Below are 22532 nucleotides of genomic sequence, written 5' to 3'. Positions count from 1 at the left end.
CATGTTCCTGACTCATGTCACCACCGAGGGCGAACGCTGGGATCAACTGGCTGCCCGCTATTACGGCGACGCGCTGGCTTACGAACGCATCGTGGCGGCCAACCCGCATGTGCCGCTGGCCACCGCCTTGCCGAGCGGCCTGGTGCTGTCCATCCCCATCATTGAGCAGGATGATCTATCCGAGGATGAGGAGCTGCCGTCATGGCTGCGTTGACACAGGCCGTACCAGAGCCGACGGCGGTGGCCGCCGTGCCCCACCCGGTGTTCATGCTGTCCTACGGGCACAAGAACATCACCAACGACGTGTCCCCATATGTGTTGTCGGTGACCTATACCGACTACCTATCCGGCCAGTCCGATGAACTGGAGGTGCAACTGGAGGATGCCGACGGCCGCTGGCTGCGCGCCTGGTACCCCGGCAAGGGCGACGCGCTGTCGCTCAAGATCGGCTACGACGCGGCGCCGCTGTTGCCGTGCGGCTCGTTCGAGATCGACGAGATCGAGATTGCGACGCCGCCTTCAACGGTGACGATCCGGGCGCTGTCGACCGGCATCAAGAAGTCGGTGCGTACCCGCTCCGGCCGCGCCTATGAGAACACCACGCTGGCGGCGATCGCCCGGCGCATCGCCAAGCGCAATCAGCTGACGCTGACCGGCAAAATCCGCGACATCCGTATCGACCGCGTTACCCAGTACCAGGAACGCGATGTGGCCTTCCTGACCCGCCTGGCACGCGAGTACGGCTATGCCTTCAAGATCGTCGGCAGCAAGCTGGTCTTCACCGAGTTGGCCGATCTGCGTGGCGGCAAGGCGGTGACCACGCTGCAGGCCGGCGATCTGATCTCGCTGCGGCTACGCGACAAGATCAAGGACATCTACCAGCAAGCCAAGGTGAAGTACCACAACCCGAAGACCAAGAAGCTGGTGGTGTACGGGATGAAGGCGGACGGCCAGGTGGGCGCCGTGGGCCAAACCACCGTGTCCGCCAAGAAGCGAGGCGCCGGCCAGGCCGCCAGCGGCGACACCCTGAAGCTGTCCACACGCTCTGGCTCCAAGGCGGCGGCGCAGGCCAAGGCGAAGGCGGCGCTGGACAAGAGCAACCAGGAACAAACCGCCGGCAACCTGACCCTGCCTGGCAATCCGAAGCTTGTCGCCGGCGTGACCTTCGACCTGACCGGGTGCGGCAAGCTCGACGGCCGCTACCTGGTGGAGTCGGCGCGCCACCGCGTCGACCGCAGCGGCGGCTACACCACCGAGCTGGAGGTCAAGCGCGCGGCGATCTCGGTCGCCAAGGGCAAGGGCGGCGGCGCGGCGAAGAAGAAGTCCGGCAAGTCCTTGAAGGTCTACGGCATGAAGGACGGCAAGGTGGATGTGGTCGGCACAACAACAGTGAGCAAGAAGAAATGAACGATACCTTCGACGAGTTCGGCGCCAGCCTCAAGTTCGGCACGGTCAGCGCCAGCAAGCCCGGCTTCGCCCGCGTGCGCCTGCCGGACCTCGACAATATGCGCACCATGTGGCTGCCGATCGCATACCCGAAGACCCTGCAGGATCAATGCTGCTGGACCTACGATAACGGCGAGCATGTCGCGGTGTTGCTGGATGCGCGCGGCGAGGACGGCGTGATCCTGGGGGCGGTGTATTCCGATGCGGACAAGCCGCCGGTGACCGACCCGAACAAGTTCGCCGTTCGCTTCAAGGACGGCGCGCTATTGGAGTATGACCGGGGCACCCATGTACTGACTGTGACCGGGGTGCAGAAAGTGGTGGTCCAGGCCGACGCCGAGATTCTGCTGCAGGCTGGGGCCAAGGTGACGGTGAGCACGCCGGAGGCGGAGTTCACCGGCAACGTCCTGGTGAAGGGCAGGCTGGTGGGGCAAGGCGGGATGGCGGTGTCGGGTGGGGGCGGCGCGGCAGCGGTGATCAGTGGCAAGGTGGAGGTGGAAGGAGACATCCACGCCAGCGGTTCCGTGATGGATGCCGGCGGGAATTCGAATCATCATAATCATTAATTGTCTTGTTTAGGCTTATCCCTTTGATCTATACCCTCTAGCTTACTGGCCGGCAGAGAAGCATAAAGGTCAGCATCCTCTTTCGGTTCCGTAATCATTTTTTCGACGATTCGATTCACTAAACGGAACAGACGGGACACAATCTCAGGGTTATCATTGAGATCAATTTCACCGGGATGAACAGCCTCATTACCAACTACACGCACAGTGTCAAGTGCTTGTTGGAGTGTTCTAGGCAAACCCTCTTGTACTAGATTGCCAATGTCTTTGTTGATGTCTTTGCCTGGCTGACCAAAGTGCTTACAAAGCTTTTGTACAACGAGGCGAAGCAATGCTGCTGCTGCACGAGGGGACTGTGCTTCGATTGAGCGGGCCTCCATGTAATCTGGTTTGCATTCATCAGGTAAGTCCTTGTGGTGTATAGGAGCATTGCTCTCCACTGGAAAGATCATGTCTGCATGTAGCGCTTCACCAGTGTCCCGCTGTTTCCAGATAGAAGATTTTCTGCAACGAGTGCATTCTGCCTGCCATATCCTAGGATCACTGATTCCATGCACCTGACTATTAATACGTACCCAAGAAATTTGGGCGTAGGCATTACATAACGGGCAATTAAAACCATTCATCTTAAAAGTTGGTGCAACATATTCCATAAGTCCCCGCATATTTCGGTTTTTTAATTGAGCTTAATAGTTCTCTGACGGGATGGTACTACACCATGTCGTCATGAATCGACTTTCTGACTCCCTTCACTGGCAACCCGCCCTCGGCGGCCTCGGCATCGTCGAGACCGTGGCGGATATCGACCAGTCCATCCGCATCATCCTATGCTCGCCCAAGGGCTGTGACCCGCATCGCCCGGATTTCGCCTCCAGCCTACACCTTCACCTCGACAAGCCCATCAACCAGGCGATTCCGCACCTGGTGCGCGAGGCGGTAGAGGCCATTCGCAAGTGGGAGCCGCGCTGCGTACTGGTGAAGGTCACGCCGGCGGTGCTGGGCTCACAAGTCACCCTGCGCGTGTGCTGGAAGCTGGCGGACGGCGTGCTGCGCGAGACCGAGGTGCAGCTATGAGCCTGCCCGAGCCGAGCTTCATTGACCGCAACCCGGACGCCATCACCGCCGAGATCGTTGCCCAGTACGAGCAATTATCGGGCAAGACCTTGTACCCGGCCCAGGTGGAGCGGCTGCTGATCGACGTGATCGCCTACCGCGAAAACCTGGTGCGCATTGGCATTCAGGAGGCGGCCAAGCAGAACTTGGTGGCCTACGCCCGCGCGCCGATGCTGGACTACCTGGGCGAACTGGTCGGCGTGACGCGCTTGCCGGCGCAGCCCGCCAAGACCGTGCTGCGTTTTACCCTGGAGACCGTGCAGGCCACCGGGCTGTTGATCCCGGCCGGCACCCGTGTCGAGGGTGGCGATGGCGTGGTGGTATTTGCCACCGATATGGATGTCACCTTGCCAACTGGCCAACTGTCGGTCGATGTGGCCGCTACTTGCGAAGAGGCTGGCACTGCCGGCAATGGCTGGCAGCCTGGCCAGATCAATAGCCTGGTCGACGAGTTGGGTGATATGGAGGTGGCGGCCGCCAACACCTCGGTGACCAGCACCGGCTATGACGAAGAGGACGACGAGCGCCTGCGCGAGCGCATCAAGCTGGCGCCGGAGTCGTTCACCAACGCCGGCAGCCGCCTGGCCTACCGTTTCCATGCCCTTAAGGCGCATCAAAGCATCGTCGACGTTGCGGTGCTGTCGCCATCCCCTGGCGTCGTTCACCTTTACCCCCTGACGGCAACGGGGCTGCCGGACTCCAATTTGCTGGCCTTGGTTGAGGCCACTTGTTCCGCCGAGAAGGTGCGGCCATTGACTGACCGGGTGCGAGCATTGGCACCCAGCCGCGTTGACTATGCGATTGAGGCTCAACTGGTGCTGTATACCCAGGCGGATTCGCGCTCGGTGCAGGCCATGGCGATGGCACAGGCCAAAGCCTATGTCGATGGCCGGGCGGGCAGCTTGGGACGCGACATCGTGCCAAGCCAGGTGATTGCCGCGCTGCAGGTGCCTGGTGTGTACCAGGTCACGCTGAACAGCCCAGCCTTGCGTGTATTGAGTGACAGCGAATGGGCGCACTGCACCCAGATTTCCATCACTCCGACGGGAGTGGCAAATGGCTGAGACCATGCTTTTGCCTCCGGTGCTGGCCAGTGACCCGCGCTTCCGCGCGTTGGGCCAACTGACTGGCCGTATCAGCCAGCAAGACTTGTCGCCGCTGCTGGTTTACCTGGTGGATCAAGTCGACACCGAGTTGTTGCCGGTTCTTGCCGAGCAATTCCATGTGATGGGCGATGAAGGCTGGTTGCTGGCCAGCGATGAGCGCCAGCAGCGCGCCTTGATCAAAAGAGCGATCGAATTGCATCGATACAAAGGCACCTTGTGGGCGGTCCAGGAAGTGTTCCGCGTGCTGGGTATCGATGCCGAATTGCTGGAGTGGTGGCAGCAGCAGCCGGAGGGTATCCCCTACACCTTCAGTTTGAAGCTGTGGGCCAACGACAACTGGCAAGACAAGAACCCCTTATTGAGCGCTGAGCTATATCACCGGCTGAAGTGCATGGTGGATGAAGCGAAGCCGGTCCGCTGCTCTTATGCGCTGCATGTCGGCGCACGCTTTGATCAAAGGGTTTATCTCGCCTCGGCGGGCCGGGCGCGTGCGATACGTCGCACAGGTGGCCACTGCCTGCCGGTCCCTGCAAAGCCGATTTTTCAACCCGCACAGCTTGCCAGCGCTGGACGCGCCAGGGCAGTGCTGCGCCTTTCAATGGAGGGCTAGAGATGACTACTACGCTCATCCCGCAACTGTTGGATGCGGGCTTGTCCGCCATCCAGCTGGCTAGCGGAGATGGCATCCAGTTGCGGATAACCCATGTCGCTTTGGGCGACGCCGGCTATACCCCCAACGCCGGACAGAGCGGCTTGCACCACGAGGTTGTCCGCTATCCAGTCGCGGACGGTCGCATCGTTGGTCCGCGCCAACTCCACCTGACGGCACTAGCGGACGACAGTGCAGAGTTCTGGGTGCGTGAAGTCGGCTTCATCCTGGAGAGCGGTGTGTGCCTGGCGGTGTGGAGTGATCCAAACCGCGCGCTGGCATACAAGCAAGGTGGGCTGGAGTTGTTGTTGGCCTATGACTTGACGCTGTCCGGCGTGCCGCCTGACAGCGTCATCGTGCAATCCACGGGCGCGGGCCTGAACCTGCATCTTGCTGAAGAGCTTGCCAGCCTGGCCGGCGCCCAGATCGCTAGTCAGCTGGTCGACCTGCAGCAGGATGCACAACTGGCCGCGCTACATACGGGCTTGGAAGACCTGGCCGCACGAACAATGCGCAGAACCACTGAGCACGCCAACCAGTTGACAGCGTTGGCCGACACCAACCGTCGAGCGGCGCTGCGCCTTGATCAGTTGGCCAACCAGCAGTCCTCTGCGCATGACCGCTTGCTGGAAATACAGGTCGCCAGTGCGGCGGCCATCCTCGACTTACAGACCCATGCAGTAAAAGGAGTAATGAAATGAGCCTGGAATCCGGTATTGCCGACCTTGTCCGCGCATCGACCGAATTAACCGCAACCGTGCGCGGTAAAGCGGGGGAAATTGACGCTAAAGTCACAGCGAAAGCCAATGAGCTTGATGCGTGGAGAGAGGCTGCGAAGATCGATATGGCGCTGCCGTTCCGTAACACGATTATTGTGAACGGCGACGCAAACACCTTCTATCCAGTTCCCATTTTTGGCGCGCCGGCAGAGTTGGGGCGGCTGGTCGTCCGCCGCTATTGGGCAGAGCCGCACCCTGAATCGCTCGGCGCGACGCATGTGGCCGGGTTGTTGTTGGAGTTTTCTGTCCGGGGCATGGCCTGGTGGGATTTCTCGTTAACGCGGATCGAGGACTATCAATTTGCCTACCACCAATCTGTTGGCGGCTTTGTGACGTTCGCAGAGGGCCGCATCGTGTGGCTTCGTGGCGGCGGCATGCAATATCACATCGATGCGGACTATCCGCTGAGCAAAACTGACCTTGATGGAACTGAAAACTTGAAACCTATTCTGGTAGCGGATACCACATTGCTCCCAGGGCGTCCTGGTGGCGGCTACAAAGTGAGCCCCAAGGCCGTGCCCGATGCGGGATGGGATGCTCCCATCACCCTGCCCAAAGTCCTTTAGGAGATATCCATGATCTTGAAGTCGGTTGAAACGCCACGTGGCGTCATCGTCAATGTTCCCGAGCGCGAGGCGCGCGAGATTTTCGGCGCAAGCAATGAAGCCATCACCGCCGCACGCAGAGAAGTCATGCTGGAAGTGCTGCGCAATGAGCGCAATGCGCTGCTGCGCGCCTGCGACTGGACGCAAGTGCCTGATGCTGCACTGACCACTGAGCAGAAAGCCGCTTGGACCAAATACCGTAAAATGCTGCGTGACCTGCCGTCGGTGGCGGATTTGGATAAGGTGGAGTGGCCGGTAGCGCCGGCATAGAGAAGTAGAAGACAGCGGCCGGGAAGGTGCTGCAAACACCTGCCCGGCCAGCTGACCCGCAGTCATAGCCTGCAAGTCATCCCAAGGCTGTCTACCGTAGGCCTACGGTGAAACAAGCCTAAACGGGAATTGCATCCGTGGAAAGAACCTTGCAGATGTTACAAATCACAGCTAATCCCATTGTTCCCTGGATCGGCGGCAAGCGCCGTCTCGCTAAGCACATTCTCCCGCTGTTCCCTGAGCATACCTGCTACGTCGAACCCTTCTGCGGCGCGGCGGCGCTTTACTTCCTGAAAGAGCCAGCCAAGGTCGAAGTGATCAACGATGTCAACGGCGAACTGGTCAACCTTTACCGTGTAGTGCGCCACCACATGGAAGAGTTTGTCCGGCAATTCAAGTGGTCTTTGACCTCACGTCAAATTTTCAAGTGGCTGCAAATCACGCCGGAAGAAACGCTGACCGACATCCAGCGCGCGGCCAGGTTCTTCTACCTGCAGAAAATGGCTTTCGGCGGCAAGGTTGATGGCCAGAGTTTCGGCACCGCCACCACCAGCCCGCCCAGGCTCAATCTGCTGCGGCTGGAAGAAGACCTGTCCGCTGCCCACCTTCGCCTCAGTCGTACCTACATCGAAAACCTGGACTGGGCGGATTGCATCAAGAAGTATGATCGTGAGCACACGCTGGTCTACTGCGATCCGCCGTATTGGGGCACAGAAGGCTATGGCGTGGACTTCGGCTTGCACCAGTACCAGCGCATGGCCGAGCTGGCCAGGGCCATCAAGGGCCACATGATCATCTCGGTCAACGACATCCCGGAAATGCGCCAGGCGTTCGACGGGCTGACTATCGAACGGGTGGACATCAGCTACTCCGTTGGTGGTGCCGGTCGCAGCAAGGACAAGAAGGGGGAACTGATCATTCGTAACTGGTGATCAGTTGTAGAAAGTGATGAGGGGCCTTGCGGCCCCTTTGCTGTCAAAAGTGAAATTCTTTTGCGAATGCTGGAAAATGATCTCAACCCGACTTATCGCGCAAAATGGTGCTCAGTTTTCGCGCCGCGCTTCATCAGCGCCGCCTGCACCTGGCCGCCGCCATGATGGTGATGATGGTGGTGGGCCGGCTGGCTCTGTTGCGAGCTGGTCTGCAAGTCCTGCTGCAGTTGCTGGTAATCCTGCTGCGCCTGGCTCAGATTGCTGCTGCTCAGGTCCTGGCCCAGGTTGTTGAACAGCGTGGCGGGCGATGTGGCCGCGCTATTGCCGGTCAGCGCGCTCAGCGCGTCGTCGGCATCGCTGTCGCTGGAGCCGCCGAAGCTGCTCATCTGCAGCTGGCTTAGCATCTGATTGAACAGCAGGGTCACATTGTTGCCGGCGCTGGCTGAACTGGCGCCGGAGCTGCTGGCGACGCTGCCGTCGGTCTGCATGGAGTTGATCAGGCTGGCGAAATCCTGGGTGCCACCGCTGCTCGCGCCGGTGGCGCTGACCGTGCCCGCCGTGCTGGCGGCGCTACTGGCCGCGTTGGGCGAGCTGGACTGCAGGCTGGACAACGCTTGCTGGGCGCCGCTGAGGTTGCCCTGTTGCACATCGTTGATCATGGTCTGGAAATCCTGGCGGCGCTGCTGGTGAATGGCACGGCGCTGTTGCCAGGCATTGCTGCCGCCGTCGATGCTGCTAGTGTTGCTGACTGACATGGATGATCTCCCGCAAAGTCATGATGGAGTGTCGGTCGTGAGCTTCACGGAGCAGCTCAACTCCCATTCGCTGCCCTGGTTTCGACGTTTGCCGGTATTGGCGGCAATCCATGCCGCCTTGGCGGAGGGAATTGCCGCACTGAGGCGAGTTTGGCCAGTTATTGCGTCAAAACAAGGGTTTGGCCAATGCTTAGATGCAAGCGCCGTGCCAGCGGGCCGGGGGGATTCTGTTAATTTCCATTAGGACTGCCGTTGGGGCGGGATGGCCTTGGTATAAACAAGACAGCCCACCGCCGCCGGAATGCCACCATGCGCTTCGCCATCACTCTGTCCGACCGTTTCAAGCCCGTGCTGGATGTGTTTCTGCACGCAGGCTGGCAGCCGCTCAAACTGTTCTGCACGCCGGTGGACCACCGCATGCATCACCACAAGGAATCGCTGGCGACGGCGGAGCGGCTGGGCGTGCCGGTGCAACTGTCGCGGATGCGCGAGCGCGATCTGTTGGAACTGGCCGAGCAAGGCTGCGAAGCGTTGCTGGTGGCCAGTTACAACTGGCGGGTGCCGGATTGGGAGCCTTATCTGAGCTACGCGGTCAACTTCCATCCCTCGCCGCTGCCGGTGGGGCGCGGCCCTTATCCGCAGGTGCGCGCCTTGCTGGACGGGCATTGGCAATGGGGTTGCAGCTGCCACCGGCTGAGCCGGGAGTTCGATGCCGGCGAGGTGCTGGCGCAGGAGCGCTTCGCGTTGCAGCCGGACGAGAGCCACGAATCGCTGGACGTGAAGCTGCAATTGGCGCTGTATCGGCTGGCGGGGCGGGTGGCCGGCGATTTCGCCGCGCTGTGGGAGCAGGCGCAGCCGCAAGGCGAGGGCGGCAGCTACTGGCCGCTGTGGCGCGATGAAGACCGGATGCTGAATTTCAATCAGCCGGTGGCCGACATCATGCGCCGGGTGCGGGCCTTCGGCGATTTCGAATGCATGGCCATGGTCAACGGTGTCATCGTGCATGTGCACCGCGCGCAGGCCTGGCGCGAAATGCACGGCCATCAACCCGGTGCGCTGATCCTGTCCAATGCGCTGAGCCTGCTGGTGGCCGCCGCCGACGGCATGGTGCTGATCAGCGAGTGGAGCTTGAATCCGGCCGGCGGCGTCAGTGGTCGGCTGCGCGGGTAAGCCGCGCTGTTAAAAAGATCAGCATTGCCAGACTATGCTGACTTGGGCGATGTGCTAGCGGATGCTAGGCTGTGCCTGATTTAATTAATAATTTAACTTTATGAGTTGAGCGCCGGGTAATGCTAACCGTGCAGCGCTTGGTGTTTCCTGGCATGAGGCGGCCAGCCGCCTGAACGTGAAAATCCACCGGAGAAAGATCATGCTCTCGTACTCCCGTAGAAATTTCGCCTTAATGCTTGGTGGTATGTCTTTGTCCCACTGGGTGCCGGCAAGCACATTAGAGTCTTCACCTATTTCCGTGCAGTCTGGCCGGTCTTTGCCCATCGCGGTGCAACGTTTCCATGAGCGCTTCATGCGGCGCGCCATCAAGGTTTCTGCGAAGAATCCGGCTTATCCCTTTGGCGCCGTGATCGTGAATACCAGCACTGGCGAGGTGCTGGCGGAAGGGGTGAATACAGACTCTAAAAATCCCACATGGCATGGCGAAATCGATGCAATCAATGCGTACATTGATAAGCACGGCAATACCGGATGGTCGAATGTCACGCTTTACTCAACGGGGGAGCCTTGCGCCATGTGCATGGCTGCCATCGTATGGACTGGCATCAGCAGGGTGGTTTGGGCTAGTTCAATTCAAGCTATTCGGAATGCGGGCATCGGACAAATTGATATTCCCGCGGTTGAGGTGGCGGAAAGGGCAAGAGAGTTTTATCGGCCCAAGGCGTTGATAGGAGGGGTACTGGCCGATCAAACCGATCTCATCTTCCGTAATAGGAAAAAGTAAATCCGATGGACTCTAAAAACCCATAGCCGCTGCCGGGGAGATACCGACAGCGGCTTGTTGTTTGTAAGAGCCTGTTTACGATTTGCTGTGTGCCGGCGCCACGGCGCCAGTCGGTCATTCCGGGCTCAATGGCTTGTCGCCTATGACTTGACGTTCAACGCTTCCAGCGCCGCCCGCGCCGCGGCGGCGATCACTTCGTCGCTGTGCTTGGCTTCTTTCTTGGCGTGCTTGGTGTAGACCGCCAGCACGATGGGCGCGCGCTTGGGCGGCCAGATCACCGCGTAGTCGTTGGCGGTGCCGTAGACGCCGCAGGTGCCGGTTTTGTCGCCTACTTCCCAGCCGTCCGGCACCGCGGCGCGGATTCTGGCCTTGCCGGTGGTGTTGCCCTTCAGCCAGTCCGCCAGTTGCTGGCGCTGCGGCGCGGCCAGCGCCTTGCCCAGCGCCAGCTTTTGCATGCTTTCCGCCACCGCCTTGGGGGTGGAGGTGTCGCGCGGGTCGCCGGGGATGGCGGAGTTCAGCTCCGGTTCCAGGCGGTCCAGGCGGAAGGTGGTGTCGCCGATGGAGCGCATGAAGGCGGTCAGCGCGGCGGGGCCGTTGATTTCCTTGAGCAGCAGATTGGCCGCGCCGTTGTCGCTGTATTGCACGGTGGCGGCGCTGAGCTCGGCCACGGTCATGCCGTTTGCCTGGTGTTGGGTTGTGAGCGGGGACCAATTAGGCAGAGTCGTTTTGCTGTAGCGGATGCGTTTGTCCAGCAGGCCGGGTTTTGCTTGGCTTTGCGCCAGCACCCCCGCCGCCAGAAAGCCTTTGAAGGAGCTGCACATGGGAAAGCGCTCGTTGGGGCGATTGGCCACGGTGGCGCCGGAACCGGTGTCGATGGCGTAAACGCCGATGCTGCCGCCAAAGTCCCGCTCCAGTTTGGCCAGCTTGTCGGCGGCGACGGCGAGCGGGTCGGCGGCCAGGGCCTGGCTCAGCGGCGTGGCCAGCGATGCGAATAAAATCAGATGCTTGAACATGGTTTTGGTCCTTCTGCCTGGTTGAAAAGTGTGGCGCTATCCTGATGGCAGAGGCTTGGGCTGTAAATCGCGCAAACTGTAACGTCTGTAACCTTTGGGCTGTTTTCAGTCTTGAAATGGCGCTCAGCCGACGGGTGCGATCATGAATATGCCCACCTGAGGGGTGGGTGGTTCTACTTGGCGAAGACGGTTGGTGGGATGGTTCAATAAGGGCCTGCCCGCCATGACTCATGGTGTCGACAACGGCGTGTTCCCGTGCGGGGAGTACGCCGTTTTGCTTGCCTTCTACACGCGACGTGCGCGCCTTGACGCTCGCTGCCCGGCTCAGTAGGCTGTGGTTTGCGCTACGCCGAATAAAGCGCGCCGGGTTTGGAAGCCCAGAATCGTTCGACCGCAGACAGGATGTGTCCGCTTTGGCACTTCCTCGTCACGCGCCTGCCCCGTACCTGCTGTACGGGCAGGTCTTCTCTCAGGCAACGATTTGGAGGCCGCGATGCGATTCTTCTCTTTTCCCCTTTCCCTTTCTTTTCATTTCGAGTCCTTGTCACAGGAGGCTTGGCGATGACTGACGCGTGCGAAACGACGACGCGCCAGCAGTTGCTGGGCCACGTGCTGGAGGCCAGCCAATTGGGGCTGGAAGCCTTGGAGTTGCTGCGCCCAGCCTTGGAGGTGGCAACGCGATTGGGCACCCAGGCCGAGGTGGAGGAAGGCGCCCAGGCCGCCGGGCTGTGCCGGCTGGCGCGTTGGGCGCTGGATGAGTACCACAATGCGCTGGATGTGATCCGCGAGGAGGCGGCGCGCAGCCTGCGCGCAGCCTGCGCGACGCTTGACGCCAGTGTGACAGCAAGGGGGCGGCGGGCGCCGCCCCTGTGCTATGGCGCGGCCTGTTTCTTTGAACAGGTTCTTAGTTGCAACGCCTTGTCTCGCGAGATCGTAGGTCTTGGCCTGGTTCGAGCGTCAGCTTGTCGGGCTGGGTTCGTTCCCTCCCCAGGTTTCCATTGGCATGATCTTGCCGCTGCGCTGTCAGTTGCCGGGCTTTGTTTGCGGCGGTGCGGCTTCTTGGTTCAGCGCATGGTCTTGTCTTGAGGCGGGGTCCAGTCCCTGCCAGCCGCCGCCCAGCGCGGCGATCAGCGCCACGCTGCCGGCGTATTGCCGGTTTTTCACATTCCACAGGGTGGTTTCCGCATTGATGCGGCTGCTTTGCGCGGTCAGCAGGTTGAGGTAGCTGACGGTGCCGGCGCGGTATTGGTTGAGGGTGATGGTTTCGGCGCGCAGCGCGGCGTCCACCGCGGCCTGTTGCGAGGCGGCTTCTTCCGCCAGCAGCTTTTGCGCGGCCAGGTTGTCTTCCACGCCCTGGAAGGCGGACAACACCGCCAGGCGGTAGCCGGCGACGCTGGCGTCATAGCTGGCGATGGCTTGTTCTTTCTGGGCGCTGCGCAGGCCGCCGTCGAACAGGCTGAGCGCGAGCGCTGGGCCCAGCGACCAGACGCGGTTGGGCAGGCTGACCCAGTCGGCGAAGCTGGCGCCGCGGTAGCCGCCGCTGGCGGACAGGGTGAGGGTGGGGAAGAAGGCGGCCTGGGCGATGCCGATTTCGGCATTGGCTTGCGCCACCGCGCGTTCGGCGGCGGCGATGTCGGGGCGGCGTTCCAGCAGTTGCGAGGGCAGGCCGGCGGGGATATTGGGCAGGCGCGGTTCGGCGTCGGCTGCGGCCAGGCTGAAGCTGGCCGGCGTCTGCCCCAGCGCGGCGGCGATGGCGTGTTCCAACTGGGCGCGGGTCAGTTGCTTGTCCGCGCGCTGTGCCTGGGCGCTTTGCCATTGGCTTTCAGCCTGGGCGACGTTGGCGTCGGAGACGATGCCGGCCTGGTATTGATTGCGGGTCAGTTTCAGCGTGTCCGCCAGCGCTTGTTCATTGGCGCTGAGCTGCCGCAGTTGCCGGTCCGCCACGCTGAGTTGCAGGTAGGCGGTGGCCAGTTGCGCCTGGGTGCTGAGGCGTATCGCCGCCAGTTGCGCGGCGCTGGCTTGGGCTTTGGCGGAGCCGGCTTCCACCGAGCGGCGCAGGCCGCCCCACAGGTCCAGTTCCCAGCTGGCGTTGGCGCTCAGGTTGTAGCTGGTGGCGGTGGCCTGGCCCGGGGAACTGACGCCGCGGCTTTGGCCGGCGTTGAGCCCCAGGCTGGGGAACAGCCCGGCCTCGGCCTGTTTCAGCAGCGCCTGGGCCTGGCGGTATTGCGCTTCGGCCTGGGCGATGCCGGGGCTTTGCCGGTTCAGGGTGTCCATCAGTTGGTCCAGCCGCGGGTCTTGATAAATGCGCCACCAGTCGCCGCGGGGAACAGCGTCTTGAGGCTGGGCGCTTTTCCAGCGGCCGTCTTCCTTATAGGCGGCCGGTACCTCCAGCTTGGGTTTGACATAGTCCGGGCCCAGCGCACAGCCGGCCAGCAGCAGCGCGCAGGCCAGCGTAAGGCTTTGTGTTTTCATTGGTTTCATTCCTCGGCTCCGCGGTTCAGCGCGGCGCGCGTGGGCCGCCAGTGGCGGCACCACAGCCGGAAGCGGTCCAGATACAGGTAGACGATGGGGGTGGTGTACAGGGTCAGCAACTGGCTGAGCAGCAGGCCGCCGACGATGGAGATGCCCAGCGGGGTGCGCATCTCGGCGCCGTCGCCGTGGCCCAGCGCCAGCGGCAGCGCGCCGAACAGCGCGGCCAGCGTGGTCATCATGATGGGGCGGAAGCGCAGCAGGCAGGCTTGGAGGATGGCTTGCTCGGGTTTCAGGCCTTGTTCGCGTTCGGCGCTGAGCGCGAAGTCTATCATCATGATGGCGTTTTTCTTGACGATGCCGATCAGCAGCAGCACGCCGATCAGCGCGATGACGTTGAATTCGCCGCCGGTGGCGATGATGGCGAGCAGCGCGCCGACGCCGGCCGAGGGCAGGGTGGAGAGGATGGTGACCGGGTGCACCACGCTTTCATAGAGCATGCCCAGCACGATGTAGACGGCGACCAAGGCGGCCAGGATCAGCAGCGGCTGGCTGTCCAGCGAGGCCTGGAAGGTTTTGGCGCTGCCCTGGAAGCTGCCGTGGATGCTGCTGGGCAGGCCGACGCCGGCCAGCGCCTGGTCGATGGCGTCGGTGGCGTCGGACAGCGATTTGCCCGGCGGCAGGTTGAAGGAAACGGTGGCGGCGGCGAACTGGCTCTGGTGGTTGACCGATAGCGCGGTATTGCTGGGTTCCCAGCGCGCGACGGCGGACAGCGGGGTGGGCTGGCCACCCGGGGTTTGCAGATAGATGCTGTCCAGGCCGTCCGGGCCTTGCCAGTATTGTGGCGCCACTTCCATCACCACGTGGTATTGGTTGAGCGCGTTGTAGATGGTGGACACCTGGCGCTGGCCGAAGGCGTCGTTGAGCGCGGAGTCCACTTGCGCCTGGGTCAGGCCCAGCCGCGCCATGGCGTCGCGGTCGAAAACCAGCGAGGTTTGCAGGCCTTTGACTTCCTGGTCGGTGTTGACGTCGGCCAGCATCGGCAGCTTCAGCAGCGCTTGCTGCACCTTGGGCGTCCATTCGCGCAGTTCGGCCAGGTCGTCGCCCTGCAAGGTGTATTGGTATTGGGCGTTGCTGGCGCGGCCGCCGATGCGGATGTCCTGCACCGCTTGCAGGAACAGCTGGGCGCCGGGCTCGCGCGCCAGGGTTTTGCGCAGCCTGGCGATGACTTGATCGGCGCTGTCCCGGCGCTGGTCCAGCGGTTTGAGGCTGACGAACATATTGGCGGTGTTGCGCTGGCCGCCGCCGGTGAAGCCTATGACTTTGTCCACCGCCGGGTCCTGGCCTACCACGGTGATGAAGCGTTGCAGCTTTTGCTGCATGGCCTGGAAGGAGATGTTCTGGTCGGCGCGTATCATGCCGGTGAGGCGGCCGGTGTCCTGCTGCGGGAAGAAGCCCTTGGGCACCGCCAGGTAGAGGTAGACGTTGAGGCCTATGGTGGCGGCCAGGATCAGCATCATCAGCGGGCCGTGGCGCAGCGCCCAGCCCAGGCTGCGGCGGTAGCCGTCCAGCATGGCGTCGAAGGCGCGCTCGCTCCAGCGGAACAGCTTGCCTGGTTCTTTGTGCGCGTCATGCGCCTTGAGCCAGCGCGCGCACAGCATCGGCGTGGTGGTCAGCGAGACCAGCAGCGACACCAGGATGGCCACGGAGAGGGTGACGGCGAATTCGCGGAACAGCCGGCCGATCACGCCGCCCATCAGCAGGATGGGGATGAAGACGGCGATCAGCGAGATGCTCATCGACAGCACGGTGAAGCCTACTTCGCGCGCGCCGCGCAAGGCGGCCTGCATCGGTTTCATGCCGTCTTCGATGTGGCGGGAGATGTTTTCCAGCACCACGATGGTGTCGTCGACGACGAAGCCGGTGGCGATGGTCAGCGCCATCAGGCTGAGGTTGTTGAGCGAGAAGCCGGCCAGGTACATCACGGCGAAGGCGCCCACCAGCGACACCGGCACGGTGATGGCGGGAATGGCGGTGGCGCGGCCGTTGCGCAGGAACAGGAACACCGCCAGGATGACCAGGGCCACCGAGATCAGCAGCGAGCGCTCCACTTCCTGCAGCGAGGCGCGGATGGTGGGGCTGCGGTCCATCACCACTTGCATCTTGATGGCGGCGGGGATGGAGGCTTGCAGCTGCGGCAGCAGCGATTTAACCCGGTCTATGGTCTCGATGATGTTGGCGCCGGGCTGGCGGAACAGGATCAGCATCACCGCCGGCTGCTGGCCCAAGAGGCCGGCGTTGCGCAGGTCCACCACCGAGTCCTTGACCTCGGCCACGTCGGCGATGCGCACCGCGGCGCCGTCTTTGTAGCTGACGATCAGCGGCAGGTAGTCGCTGGCCTTGTTGGCCTGGTCGTTGGCCTGCACCTGCCAGTGGCGCTCGTCGTTTTCCAGGAAGCCCTTGGGCCGGTTGGCGTTGGTGCTGGCGATGGCGCCGCGCACGGTTTCCATGCTGATGCCGTAGTGGTTGAGCTGGCGCGGGTTCAGCTCCACCCGCACCGCCGGCTGCGCGCCGCCGCCCACGTTGACGTCGCCTATGCCTTCCACCTGGGCCAGTTTCTGGCCGAGTATGGTGTCGGCGGCATCGTACATCTGGCCACGGGTCAGGCTGTCCGAGGTCAGCGCGATGATCATGATGGGCGCGTCGGCGGGGTTGACCTTGCGGTAGGTGGGGTTGGACGGCATGCCGGTGGGCAGTAGCGAGCGCGCGGCGTTGATCGCCGCCTGCACATCGCGCGCGGCGCCGTCGATATTGCGGTCCAGCTCGAACTGCAGGGTGATGCGGGTGGAGCCCAGTGAGCTGGACGAGGTCATCTCGGTGACGCCGGCGATGCGGCCCAGCGCCCGCTCCAGCGGGGTGGCCACGGTGGCGGCCATGGTTTCCGGGCTGGCGCCGGGCAGGCGCGCGGTGACGGATATGGTGGGGAAGTCCACCTGGGGCAGCGGCGACACCGGCAGCAGCTTGAAGGCCAGCAGGCCGGCCAGCAGGATGGCCAGGGTCAGCAGGGTGGTGGCCACCGGGCGTCGGATGAAGGGTTCGGACGGGATCATGCTTCGCCCTCGGCGCTCAGTTCCGGCTTGGTCTTGTGGCCGAGGCGGCGCGCCAGCCGGTCAAAGGCCAGGTAGATCACCGGGGTGGTGAACAGGGTCAGCACCTGGCTGACCAGCAGGCCGCCCACCATGGTGACGCCCAGCGGTTGGCGCAGTTCGGAACCCATGCCGCCGCCCAGCATCAGCGGCAGCGCGCCCAGCAGCGCGGCCATGGTGGTCATCAGGATGGGGCGGAAGCGCAGCAGGCAGGCTTGATAGATGGCGTCGCGCGGGCTCATGCCGTGTTCGCGCTCGGCCTCCAGCGCAAAATCTATCATCATGATGGCGTTTTTCTTGACGATGCCGATCAGCAGGATGATGCCGATGATGGCGATCACCGACAGGTCGTTGCCGGAGACCAGCAAGGCCAGCAGCGCGCCGATGCCGGCGGAGGGTAGGGTGGAGAGAATCGTGATGGGATGGATATAGCTCTCGTACAGCACCCCCAGCACGATGTACATGGTGACGATGGCGGCCAGGATCAGCCACAGGGTGTTGGACAGCGAGGCCTGGAAGGCCAGCGCCGCGCCCTGGAACTTGGTGTCTATGCTGGCCGGCAGGCCCAGGTCGGTTTCAGCCTGGCGGATGGCGTCCACCGCCGCGCCCAGCGAGGCGCCGGCGGCCAGGTTGAAGGACACGGTGGCGGTGGGGAATTGCCCCAGGTGGTTGATGGTGAGCGCGGTGGGGCGCTCTTCTATGCTGGCCACTGCGTCCAGCGGCACCGGGCCGCCGTTGGCGGTGGGCACGTACAGGCTTTTCAGCGATAGCGGGTCTTGCTGGTGCTGCGGGTCCACTTCCAGCACCACGCGGTATTGGTTGGTCTGGGTGAAGATGGTGGAGATCAGCCGCTGGCCGAAGGCGTCGTAGAGCGCGTTGTCGATGGCGGCGGTGGTGACGCCCAGCCGCGCGGCGGTGTCGCGGTTGATGTTGACATAGGCCTGCAGGCCCTTGTCCTGCAAGTCGCTGGCCACATCGGCCAACTGCGGCAGCTGGCGCAGCTTGGACACCAGTTTGGGCGTCCAGGCGGACAGGTCCTCGGCGCTGGTGGCTTGCAGCGTGAATTGGTACTGGGTGCGGCTGACGCGGGAATCTATGGTCAGGTCCTGCACTGGCTGCAGATAGAGCGCCATGCCCGGCACCGCGTCGGCCTGGTCTTGCAGCCGGGCCAGCACGGTATGGATGTCGTCGCGCTGTTCCTTGGGCTTGAGGTTGATCAGCAGCCGGCCGTTGTTGAGCGCGGCGTTGTTGCCGTCCACGCCGATGAAGGAGGACAGGCTTTCCACCGCCGGGTCCTTGAGCAACTGCCGAGCCAGTGCTTCCTGCTGGCGCGCCATCGCGCCGAAGGAGGTGGATTGCGCGGCCTCGCTGACGCCCTGGATCGCGCCGGTGTCTTGCAGCGGGAAGAAGCCCTTGGGCACCAGCACATAGAGCGCGGCGGTCAGCGCCAGCGTGGCCAGCGCCACCAGCAGGGTCAGGCGTTGCCGTTCCAGCACCCAGCTGAGCATGCGGCCGTAGCGGGCGATCACCCGGTCGAAGAACTGGCCGCTGGCGTGGTAGAAGCGGCCTTGCTTGTCTTCCGGCACGTGTTTGAGCAGGCGCGCGCACATCATCGGGGTCAGCGTCAGCGAGATGAAGGCGGAGATCAGGATGGACACCGCCAGGGTGACGGCGAATTCGCGGAACAACCGGCCCACCACATCGCCCATGAACAATAGCGGAATCAGCACCGCGATCAGCGAGATGGTCAGCGAGATGATGGTGAAGCCTATCTGCTTGGAGCCCTTGAGCGCCGCCGCCATCGGCGCTTCGCCGTCTTCGATGTAGCGCGCGATGTTTTCAATCATCACGATGGCGTCGTCGACGACGAAGCCGGTGGCGATGGTCAGCGCCATCAGGGTGAGGTTGTTGATGGAGAAGCCGGTCAGATACATCACGCCGAAAGTGCCCACCAGCGACAGCGGCACCGCCACCGCGGGGATGATGGTGGCCGGCACATTGCGCAGGAACACGAAGATCACCATCACCACCAGGGCGATGGCCAGCATCAGTTCGAATTCCACGTCGGCCACCGAGGCGCGTATGGTCACGGTGCGGTCGTTCAGCACCTTGACGTCCACCGCGCCGGGCAGGGTGTCGCGCAGCTGCGGCAGCAGCGCCTTGATGCGGTCCGCCACCTGGATCACGTTGGCGCCGGGCTGGCGCTGCACATTGAGGATGATGGCCGGAGTGGCGCCGGCCCAGGCGGCCAGGCGGATGTTTTCCGCCGAGTCCACCACTTGGGCCACGTCGGACAGCCGCACCGGCGCGCCGTTGCGGTAGGCGATGATGACGCCGCGGTATTCGTCGGCGGACTTGAGCTGGTCGTTGCCGTCTATGGTGGAGGCCTGATGCGGGCCGTCGAAGCTGCCCTTGGCCTGGTTGACATTGGCGCTGGCGATGGCGGTGCGCACGTCTTCCAGCGTCAGGCCCAGGGCGGCCAGCTGGCGCGGATTGGTCTGGATGCGCACCGCCGGGCGCTGGCCGCCGCTGATGCTGACCAGGCCGACGCCGGGCACTTGCGACAGTTTCTGCGCCAGCCGGGTGTCCACCAGATCCTCCAGCTTGGTCAGTTGCAGCGTGGGCGAGCTGACGGCGATGGTCATGATAGGGGTGTCGGCCGGGTTGACCTTGTTGTACACCGGCGGGTTGGGCAGGTCGGACGGCAGCAGGTTGCCGGCGGCGTTGATCGCCGCCTGCACTTCCTGCTCGGCCACGTCCAGGCTCAATTCCAGGCTGAATTGCAGGGTAATCACCGAGGCGCCGCCGGAGCTGGTGGACGACATCTGCGACAGGCCGGGCATCTGACCGAACTGGCGTTCCAGCGGCGCGGTGATGGAGGAGGTGATCACTTCCGGGCTGGCGCCCGGATATTGGGTCACCACCTGGATGGTGGGGTAGTCCACTTCCGGCAGCGCGGACACCGCCAGCATGCGCCAGGCGGTGAGACCGGTCAGCAGGATAGCCACCATCAGCAAGGTGGTGGCCACCGGGCGCAGGATGAACAGGCGCGAGGGATTCATGCCGTCTCCCCGCGCTTACTGCGCCGCCGAGGCGTGGCGTTTGCCGGCCGCGCCGCTGCCGTCGCGTTTATGGCGTCCGCTGTTGCCGGCGCCGGCCGCGGCCTGGCTGTTTTGCGCGGCGCGATCCACCACCGCGACCTTGGCGCCGTCGCGCAGCTTGTCCAGGCCGTCCACCACCACGCGCTGGCCGGGCTTCAGGCCTTGTTCGATGACGATGATGTCACCGACGCGCGCGCCGGCGCTCACCTTGGCCAGGCTGACGCTGCTGTCGGCGTTGACGGTGTAGACATAGCTGCCCACCTTGCCCAGCTGCACCGCGCTGGCCGGCACGGTGACGGCGTTTTCACGCTCGCCCAGGCTCAGGCGCACATTGACGAATTGGTTGGGAAACAAGGTTTCGCCAGCGTTGCCGAAGCGGGCCTTGAGGTTGACGGTGCCGGTGCTGGTGTTGAGCTGGTTGTCTATCGCCAGCAGCTTGCCGTCGGCCAGCTTGTTGCGGTTGTCGCGGTCCCAGGCTTCGACCGTCAGGCCGGGATTGGCGCGGCTGGCCTGCAGCACCGAGCCCAGGCTGACTTCCGGCACCGAGAACAGCACATTGATGGGTTGGGTCTGGGTGATCACCACCACGCCGTTGGTGTCGCTGGCGTGGACGATGTTGCCGGGGTCAACCTGGCGCAGGCCGACGCGGCCGGACACCGGCGCGCTGACGCGGCTATAGCTGAGCTGCAGCTTGGCGTTGTCCACCGCGCCTTGGTCCAGTTTGACCGTGCCCTGGTATTGGCGCACCAGCGCTTGCTGGGTGTCCACTTGCTGTTTGGCGATGGAATTCTGCTGCAGCAATTGCTGGTAGCGGGTCAGGTCCAGCTGGGCGTTTTGCAACAGCGCCTGGTCGCGCAGCAACTGGCCTTCGGCCTGGGTTAGCGCGGCCTGGAACGGACGCGGGTCCAGTTCCGCCAGCAATTGGCCCTGTTTGACCTGCTGGCCTTCCTCGAAGTGCAGTTTGTCCAACTGGCCGTCCACGCGGCTGCGCACGGTGACGGTGTAAGTGGAGCTGACGGTGCCCAGCGCGCTGAGCTGCAGCGGCACGTTCTGCAGGCGCGCGGCGGCCACGCCCACCGCGGTGGGCGGCGCGCCGCGTTTTTGCGCCGCGGCGTCCGCGGCCGCGTGTTGCCGCCACCACCAGCCCGCGCCCAGCGCCAACAGCACGACAAGGCCCCAGCATAGCGGGGAACGGTAGAACGGGCGGCGGGGCTCGGCGGTTTGGGTCACGGCTCAGACTCCATGGCGGCGGCGCGGCGGCCGCTTGCTTGAACTTTAGGATGGTTTCGACCGCCGGGGCGCCGCAGCCTGCTGGATAGCCGCATGGGGGACGGGGTCGATGCTTACGGCATTATGCGCTCCCGTTTTGTAGCGGGCTTTGCTGGCCTGGCCGATTGTGTGTCGAATTGTTGCAACACTTGTCGAAAAGTAGCGTGCGGCTGGCAGGCGGCGAAATGCCGCGCCAGCTGCTCGGCGCGCTGACGGTAGGACGGCGTGGCCAGCATGCGCCGCAGCAGCGACGGCAACTGGCCGGCTTCGACCTGGCTGCGCCGCAGCATGGCGCCGGCGCCGTAGGCTTCGATATGCCGCATCGCCAGCAGCTGGTCCATATTCGATGGGATGCCGATCACCGGCGTGCCTTGCTGCAGCGCCTGGTAACTGGTGGGGCTGCCGCCGTTGCCTATCACCAGATCGGCGCGCGCGGCGGCGGCCTCGCCGGGCAGGAAATCGGCGCAGAACAGGCCGGGCCGCTGCGGCAGCCGTTGGCGGCCGCCGCTGCTGGCGATCACTTGCAGGCCTTCGCCCAGCAGTTGATCGATCAGCATGGGCAGCAGCGTGAGGTTGCCGGAGGAGCCCAGGGACAGGTAAACGGTGGGGCGGTCTTGCAGCTGCGGCCACCAGTCCGGCAAGGCGCCGCCCGGCGACCAGGTGACCGGGCCCAGATAGTGGTGATGCGCGGGCAGCGGGCTCAGTGGCACCAGTTCCGGCGCGTCGTAATACAGCACTTGGTCGCCGTGGCTCCAGGCGTCGAAGCAGTTGGCGAACGGCGCCAGGCCGTAATGGGCGCGGGCGCGGTTCAGCGGCGCCACCAGCAGGCGGATCGCCAGCGGGGTGATCCAGCGCATCAGCCGCGGCATCAAGGGCAGGCGGTGCAGATTGAGCTTGGCCAGCTCCGGCACCGGCAGCGGCGCCGGCTGGCGGCAAGGGCTCCAGTAGGCGTTGATCAGGTTGATCAGCGGCTTGCCGGCCAGCGTGGCGCTGATGCCCAGCGAGTGGCGGAAATCGCCGACGATGAGGTCGGGGTCCAGGTCTTGGATCAGCCGCAGCTCGTCTTCGACATAGGCGAGGTATTCCTCGCTCCGGTACAGTGGCTTGCCGTTGTCCACCGCGTGAAGAAAGTCGGCGCTGCTCTTGGTGAGCAGCGGGTGGTAGTGGATGTCCCGGCTTTGATACAGATGCTCGAAGCGCGGCGCCGCGGCCAGGTGGATATCGTAGTCCGCGGCCGGCAGCGCGGCGGCCAGGGTGTAGGGGCGGGCGACGTGGGCCAGGGTGACGGCCTCGCCGACGAAGAGGATTTTCTGCTTGCGTGGGTGCATGGCGGCTCAGGGGAGTGGGAGGTGGGAGGCA

Annotated in this window: 21 protein-coding genes; 13 read left to right on the top strand and 8 right to left on the bottom strand. The window is 63.6% G+C overall.

Going from position 1 to position 22532, the window contains the following annotated elements; translation table 11 throughout:
* Nucleotide 1 precedes the first annotated feature (1 nt).
* From VI26_RS15900 to VI26_RS15890, 3 genes are read left to right on the top strand one after another with little or no spacing between them, the layout of a single operon-like run.
* The gene (locus tag VI26_RS15900) at nt 2-214 is read left to right on the top strand and encodes a tail protein X (RefSeq protein WP_082151107.1); all 213 of its coding nucleotides are present in this window, start codon (nt 2-4) and stop codon (nt 212-214) included.
* The gene (locus VI26_RS15895) at nt 202-1407 is read left to right on the top strand and encodes a phage late control D family protein (RefSeq protein WP_048410724.1); all 1206 of its coding nucleotides are present in this window, start codon (nt 202-204) and stop codon (nt 1405-1407) included. The genes VI26_RS15900 and VI26_RS15895 overlap by 13 nt, the downstream gene beginning before the upstream one ends.
* A complete protein-coding gene (locus VI26_RS15890; RefSeq protein ID WP_048410723.1) occupies nt 1404-2012 on the top strand; it encodes a phage baseplate assembly protein V in 609 nt (202 codons plus the stop codon). The genes VI26_RS15895 and VI26_RS15890 overlap by 4 nt, the downstream gene beginning before the upstream one ends.
* Here the strand turns inward: VI26_RS15890 and VI26_RS23945 are convergent.
* Nucleotides 2009-2665: a DUF4145 domain-containing protein gene (locus VI26_RS23945; protein ID WP_197081497.1), complete on the bottom strand. Its 657-nt coding sequence runs from the start codon at nt 2663-2665 to the stop codon at nt 2009-2011. The genes VI26_RS15890 and VI26_RS23945 overlap by 4 nt on opposite strands.
* 73 nt (nt 2666-2738) lie before the next feature.
* Between VI26_RS23945 and VI26_RS15880 the strand changes: the two genes are divergently transcribed.
* From VI26_RS15880 to VI26_RS15850, 7 genes are all read left to right on the top strand, one after another.
* Nucleotides 2739-3086 (top strand): GPW/gp25 family protein, encoded by a 348-nt coding sequence (locus tag VI26_RS15880; RefSeq protein ID WP_048410836.1) that lies wholly within the window; start codon nt 2739-2741, stop codon nt 3084-3086.
* Nucleotides 3083-4189 carry a baseplate J/gp47 family protein gene (locus VI26_RS15875; protein ID WP_048410721.1) on the top strand — a complete coding sequence of 369 codons (1107 nt, stop codon included), beginning with the start codon at nt 3083-3085 and terminating at the stop codon, nt 4187-4189. The genes VI26_RS15880 and VI26_RS15875 overlap by 4 nt, the downstream gene beginning before the upstream one ends.
* Nucleotides 4182-4841 carry a phage tail protein I gene (locus VI26_RS15870; RefSeq protein WP_053074460.1) on the top strand — a complete coding sequence of 220 codons (660 nt, stop codon included), beginning with the start codon at nt 4182-4184 and terminating at the stop codon, nt 4839-4841. The genes VI26_RS15875 and VI26_RS15870 overlap by 8 nt, the downstream gene beginning before the upstream one ends.
* Nucleotides 4842-4843: 2 nt before the next feature.
* Nucleotides 4844-5581, top strand: coding sequence for a phage tail protein (locus VI26_RS15865; RefSeq protein ID WP_048410720.1), 738 nt, complete (start codon nt 4844-4846; stop codon nt 5579-5581).
* Nucleotides 5578-6225 (top strand): hypothetical protein, encoded by a 648-nt coding sequence (locus VI26_RS15860; RefSeq protein WP_048410719.1) that lies wholly within the window; start codon nt 5578-5580, stop codon nt 6223-6225. Before VI26_RS15865 ends, VI26_RS15860 begins: the two co-directional genes overlap by 4 nt.
* 9 nt (nt 6226-6234) lie before the next feature.
* On the top strand, nt 6235-6534 hold the full coding sequence (locus tag VI26_RS15855) for a tail fiber assembly protein (RefSeq protein WP_053074459.1): 300 nt from the start codon (nt 6235-6237) through the stop codon (nt 6532-6534).
* A gap of 155 nt (nt 6535-6689) precedes the next feature.
* Nucleotides 6690-7466: a DNA adenine methylase gene (locus tag VI26_RS15850; RefSeq protein ID WP_048410833.1), complete on the top strand. Its 777-nt coding sequence runs from the start codon at nt 6690-6692 to the stop codon at nt 7464-7466.
* A gap of 92 nt (nt 7467-7558) precedes the next feature.
* Here VI26_RS15850 and VI26_RS15845 read toward each other — a convergent pair whose 3' ends face one another.
* Complete coding sequence (locus tag VI26_RS15845) at nt 7559-8221, bottom strand: hypothetical protein (RefSeq protein ID WP_048410718.1); 663 nt, start codon at nt 8219-8221, stop codon at nt 7559-7561.
* A gap of 309 nt (nt 8222-8530) precedes the next feature.
* Here VI26_RS15845 and VI26_RS15840 point away from each other — a divergent pair, with 309 nt between their 5' ends.
* Both VI26_RS15840 and VI26_RS15830 read left to right on the top strand, forming a co-directional pair.
* Nucleotides 8531-9391, top strand: coding sequence for a methionyl-tRNA formyltransferase (locus VI26_RS15840; RefSeq protein ID WP_048410717.1), 861 nt, complete (start codon nt 8531-8533; stop codon nt 9389-9391).
* Nucleotides 9392-9590: 199 nt separating this feature from the next.
* The gene (locus VI26_RS15830) at nt 9591-10175 is read left to right on the top strand and encodes a nucleoside deaminase (RefSeq protein ID WP_197081496.1); all 585 of its coding nucleotides are present in this window, start codon (nt 9591-9593) and stop codon (nt 10173-10175) included.
* Between the two features lie 140 nt (nt 10176-10315).
* Here the strand turns inward: VI26_RS15830 and bla are convergent, their stop codons facing one another.
* On the bottom strand, nt 10316-11188 hold the full coding sequence (gene bla / locus VI26_RS15825; RefSeq protein ID WP_048410714.1) for a carbapenem-hydrolyzing class A beta-lactamase: 873 nt from the start codon (nt 11186-11188) through the stop codon (nt 10316-10318).
* Nucleotides 11189-11749: 561 nt separating this feature from the next.
* Between bla and VI26_RS24620 the strand changes: the two genes are divergently transcribed.
* The gene (locus VI26_RS24620; RefSeq protein ID WP_156183907.1) at nt 11750-12274 is read left to right on the top strand and encodes a hypothetical protein; all 525 of its coding nucleotides are present in this window, start codon (nt 11750-11752) and stop codon (nt 12272-12274) included.
* Here VI26_RS24620 and VI26_RS15820 read toward each other — a convergent pair.
* From VI26_RS15820 to VI26_RS15800, 5 genes are all read right to left on the bottom strand, one after another.
* Nucleotides 12212-13660, bottom strand: a complete 1449-nt coding sequence (locus VI26_RS15820) for an efflux transporter outer membrane subunit (RefSeq protein WP_231581033.1) — start codon at nt 13658-13660, stop codon at nt 12212-12214. The two genes, VI26_RS24620 and VI26_RS15820, sit on opposite strands and share 63 nt — an antisense overlap.
* Nucleotides 13661-13665: 5 nt before the next feature.
* Nucleotides 13666-16767 carry a multidrug efflux RND transporter permease subunit gene (locus VI26_RS15815; RefSeq protein WP_048410712.1) on the bottom strand — a complete coding sequence of 1034 codons (3102 nt, stop codon included), beginning with the start codon at nt 16765-16767 and terminating at the stop codon, nt 13666-13668.
* Nucleotides 16764-19865 carry an MdtB/MuxB family multidrug efflux RND transporter permease subunit gene (locus tag VI26_RS15810; RefSeq protein WP_048410711.1) on the bottom strand — a complete coding sequence of 1034 codons (3102 nt, stop codon included), beginning with the start codon at nt 19863-19865 and terminating at the stop codon, nt 16764-16766. Before VI26_RS15810 ends, VI26_RS15815 begins: the two co-directional genes overlap by 4 nt.
* 15 nt (nt 19866-19880) lie before the next feature.
* Entirely contained in the window at nt 19881-21134 is a 1254-nt protein-coding gene (locus VI26_RS15805; protein WP_048410710.1) for an MdtA/MuxA family multidrug efflux RND transporter periplasmic adaptor subunit, read from the bottom strand.
* A 113-nt stretch (nt 21135-21247) separates the two neighbouring features.
* On the bottom strand, nt 21248-22501 hold the full coding sequence (locus VI26_RS15800; protein ID WP_053074458.1) for a glycosyltransferase: 1254 nt from the start codon (nt 22499-22501) through the stop codon (nt 21248-21250).
* Between the last annotated feature and the right edge of the window lie 31 nt (nt 22502-22532).

It is taken from the genome of Chromobacterium sp. LK1 (genome assembly GCF_001043555.1).
Classification (GTDB): Bacteria; Pseudomonadota; Gammaproteobacteria; order Burkholderiales; family Chromobacteriaceae; genus Chromobacterium; species Chromobacterium aquaticum.
Note: the sequence above shows the minus strand (reverse complement) of the source record. Positions and strands in the feature narration are given on the sequence as shown.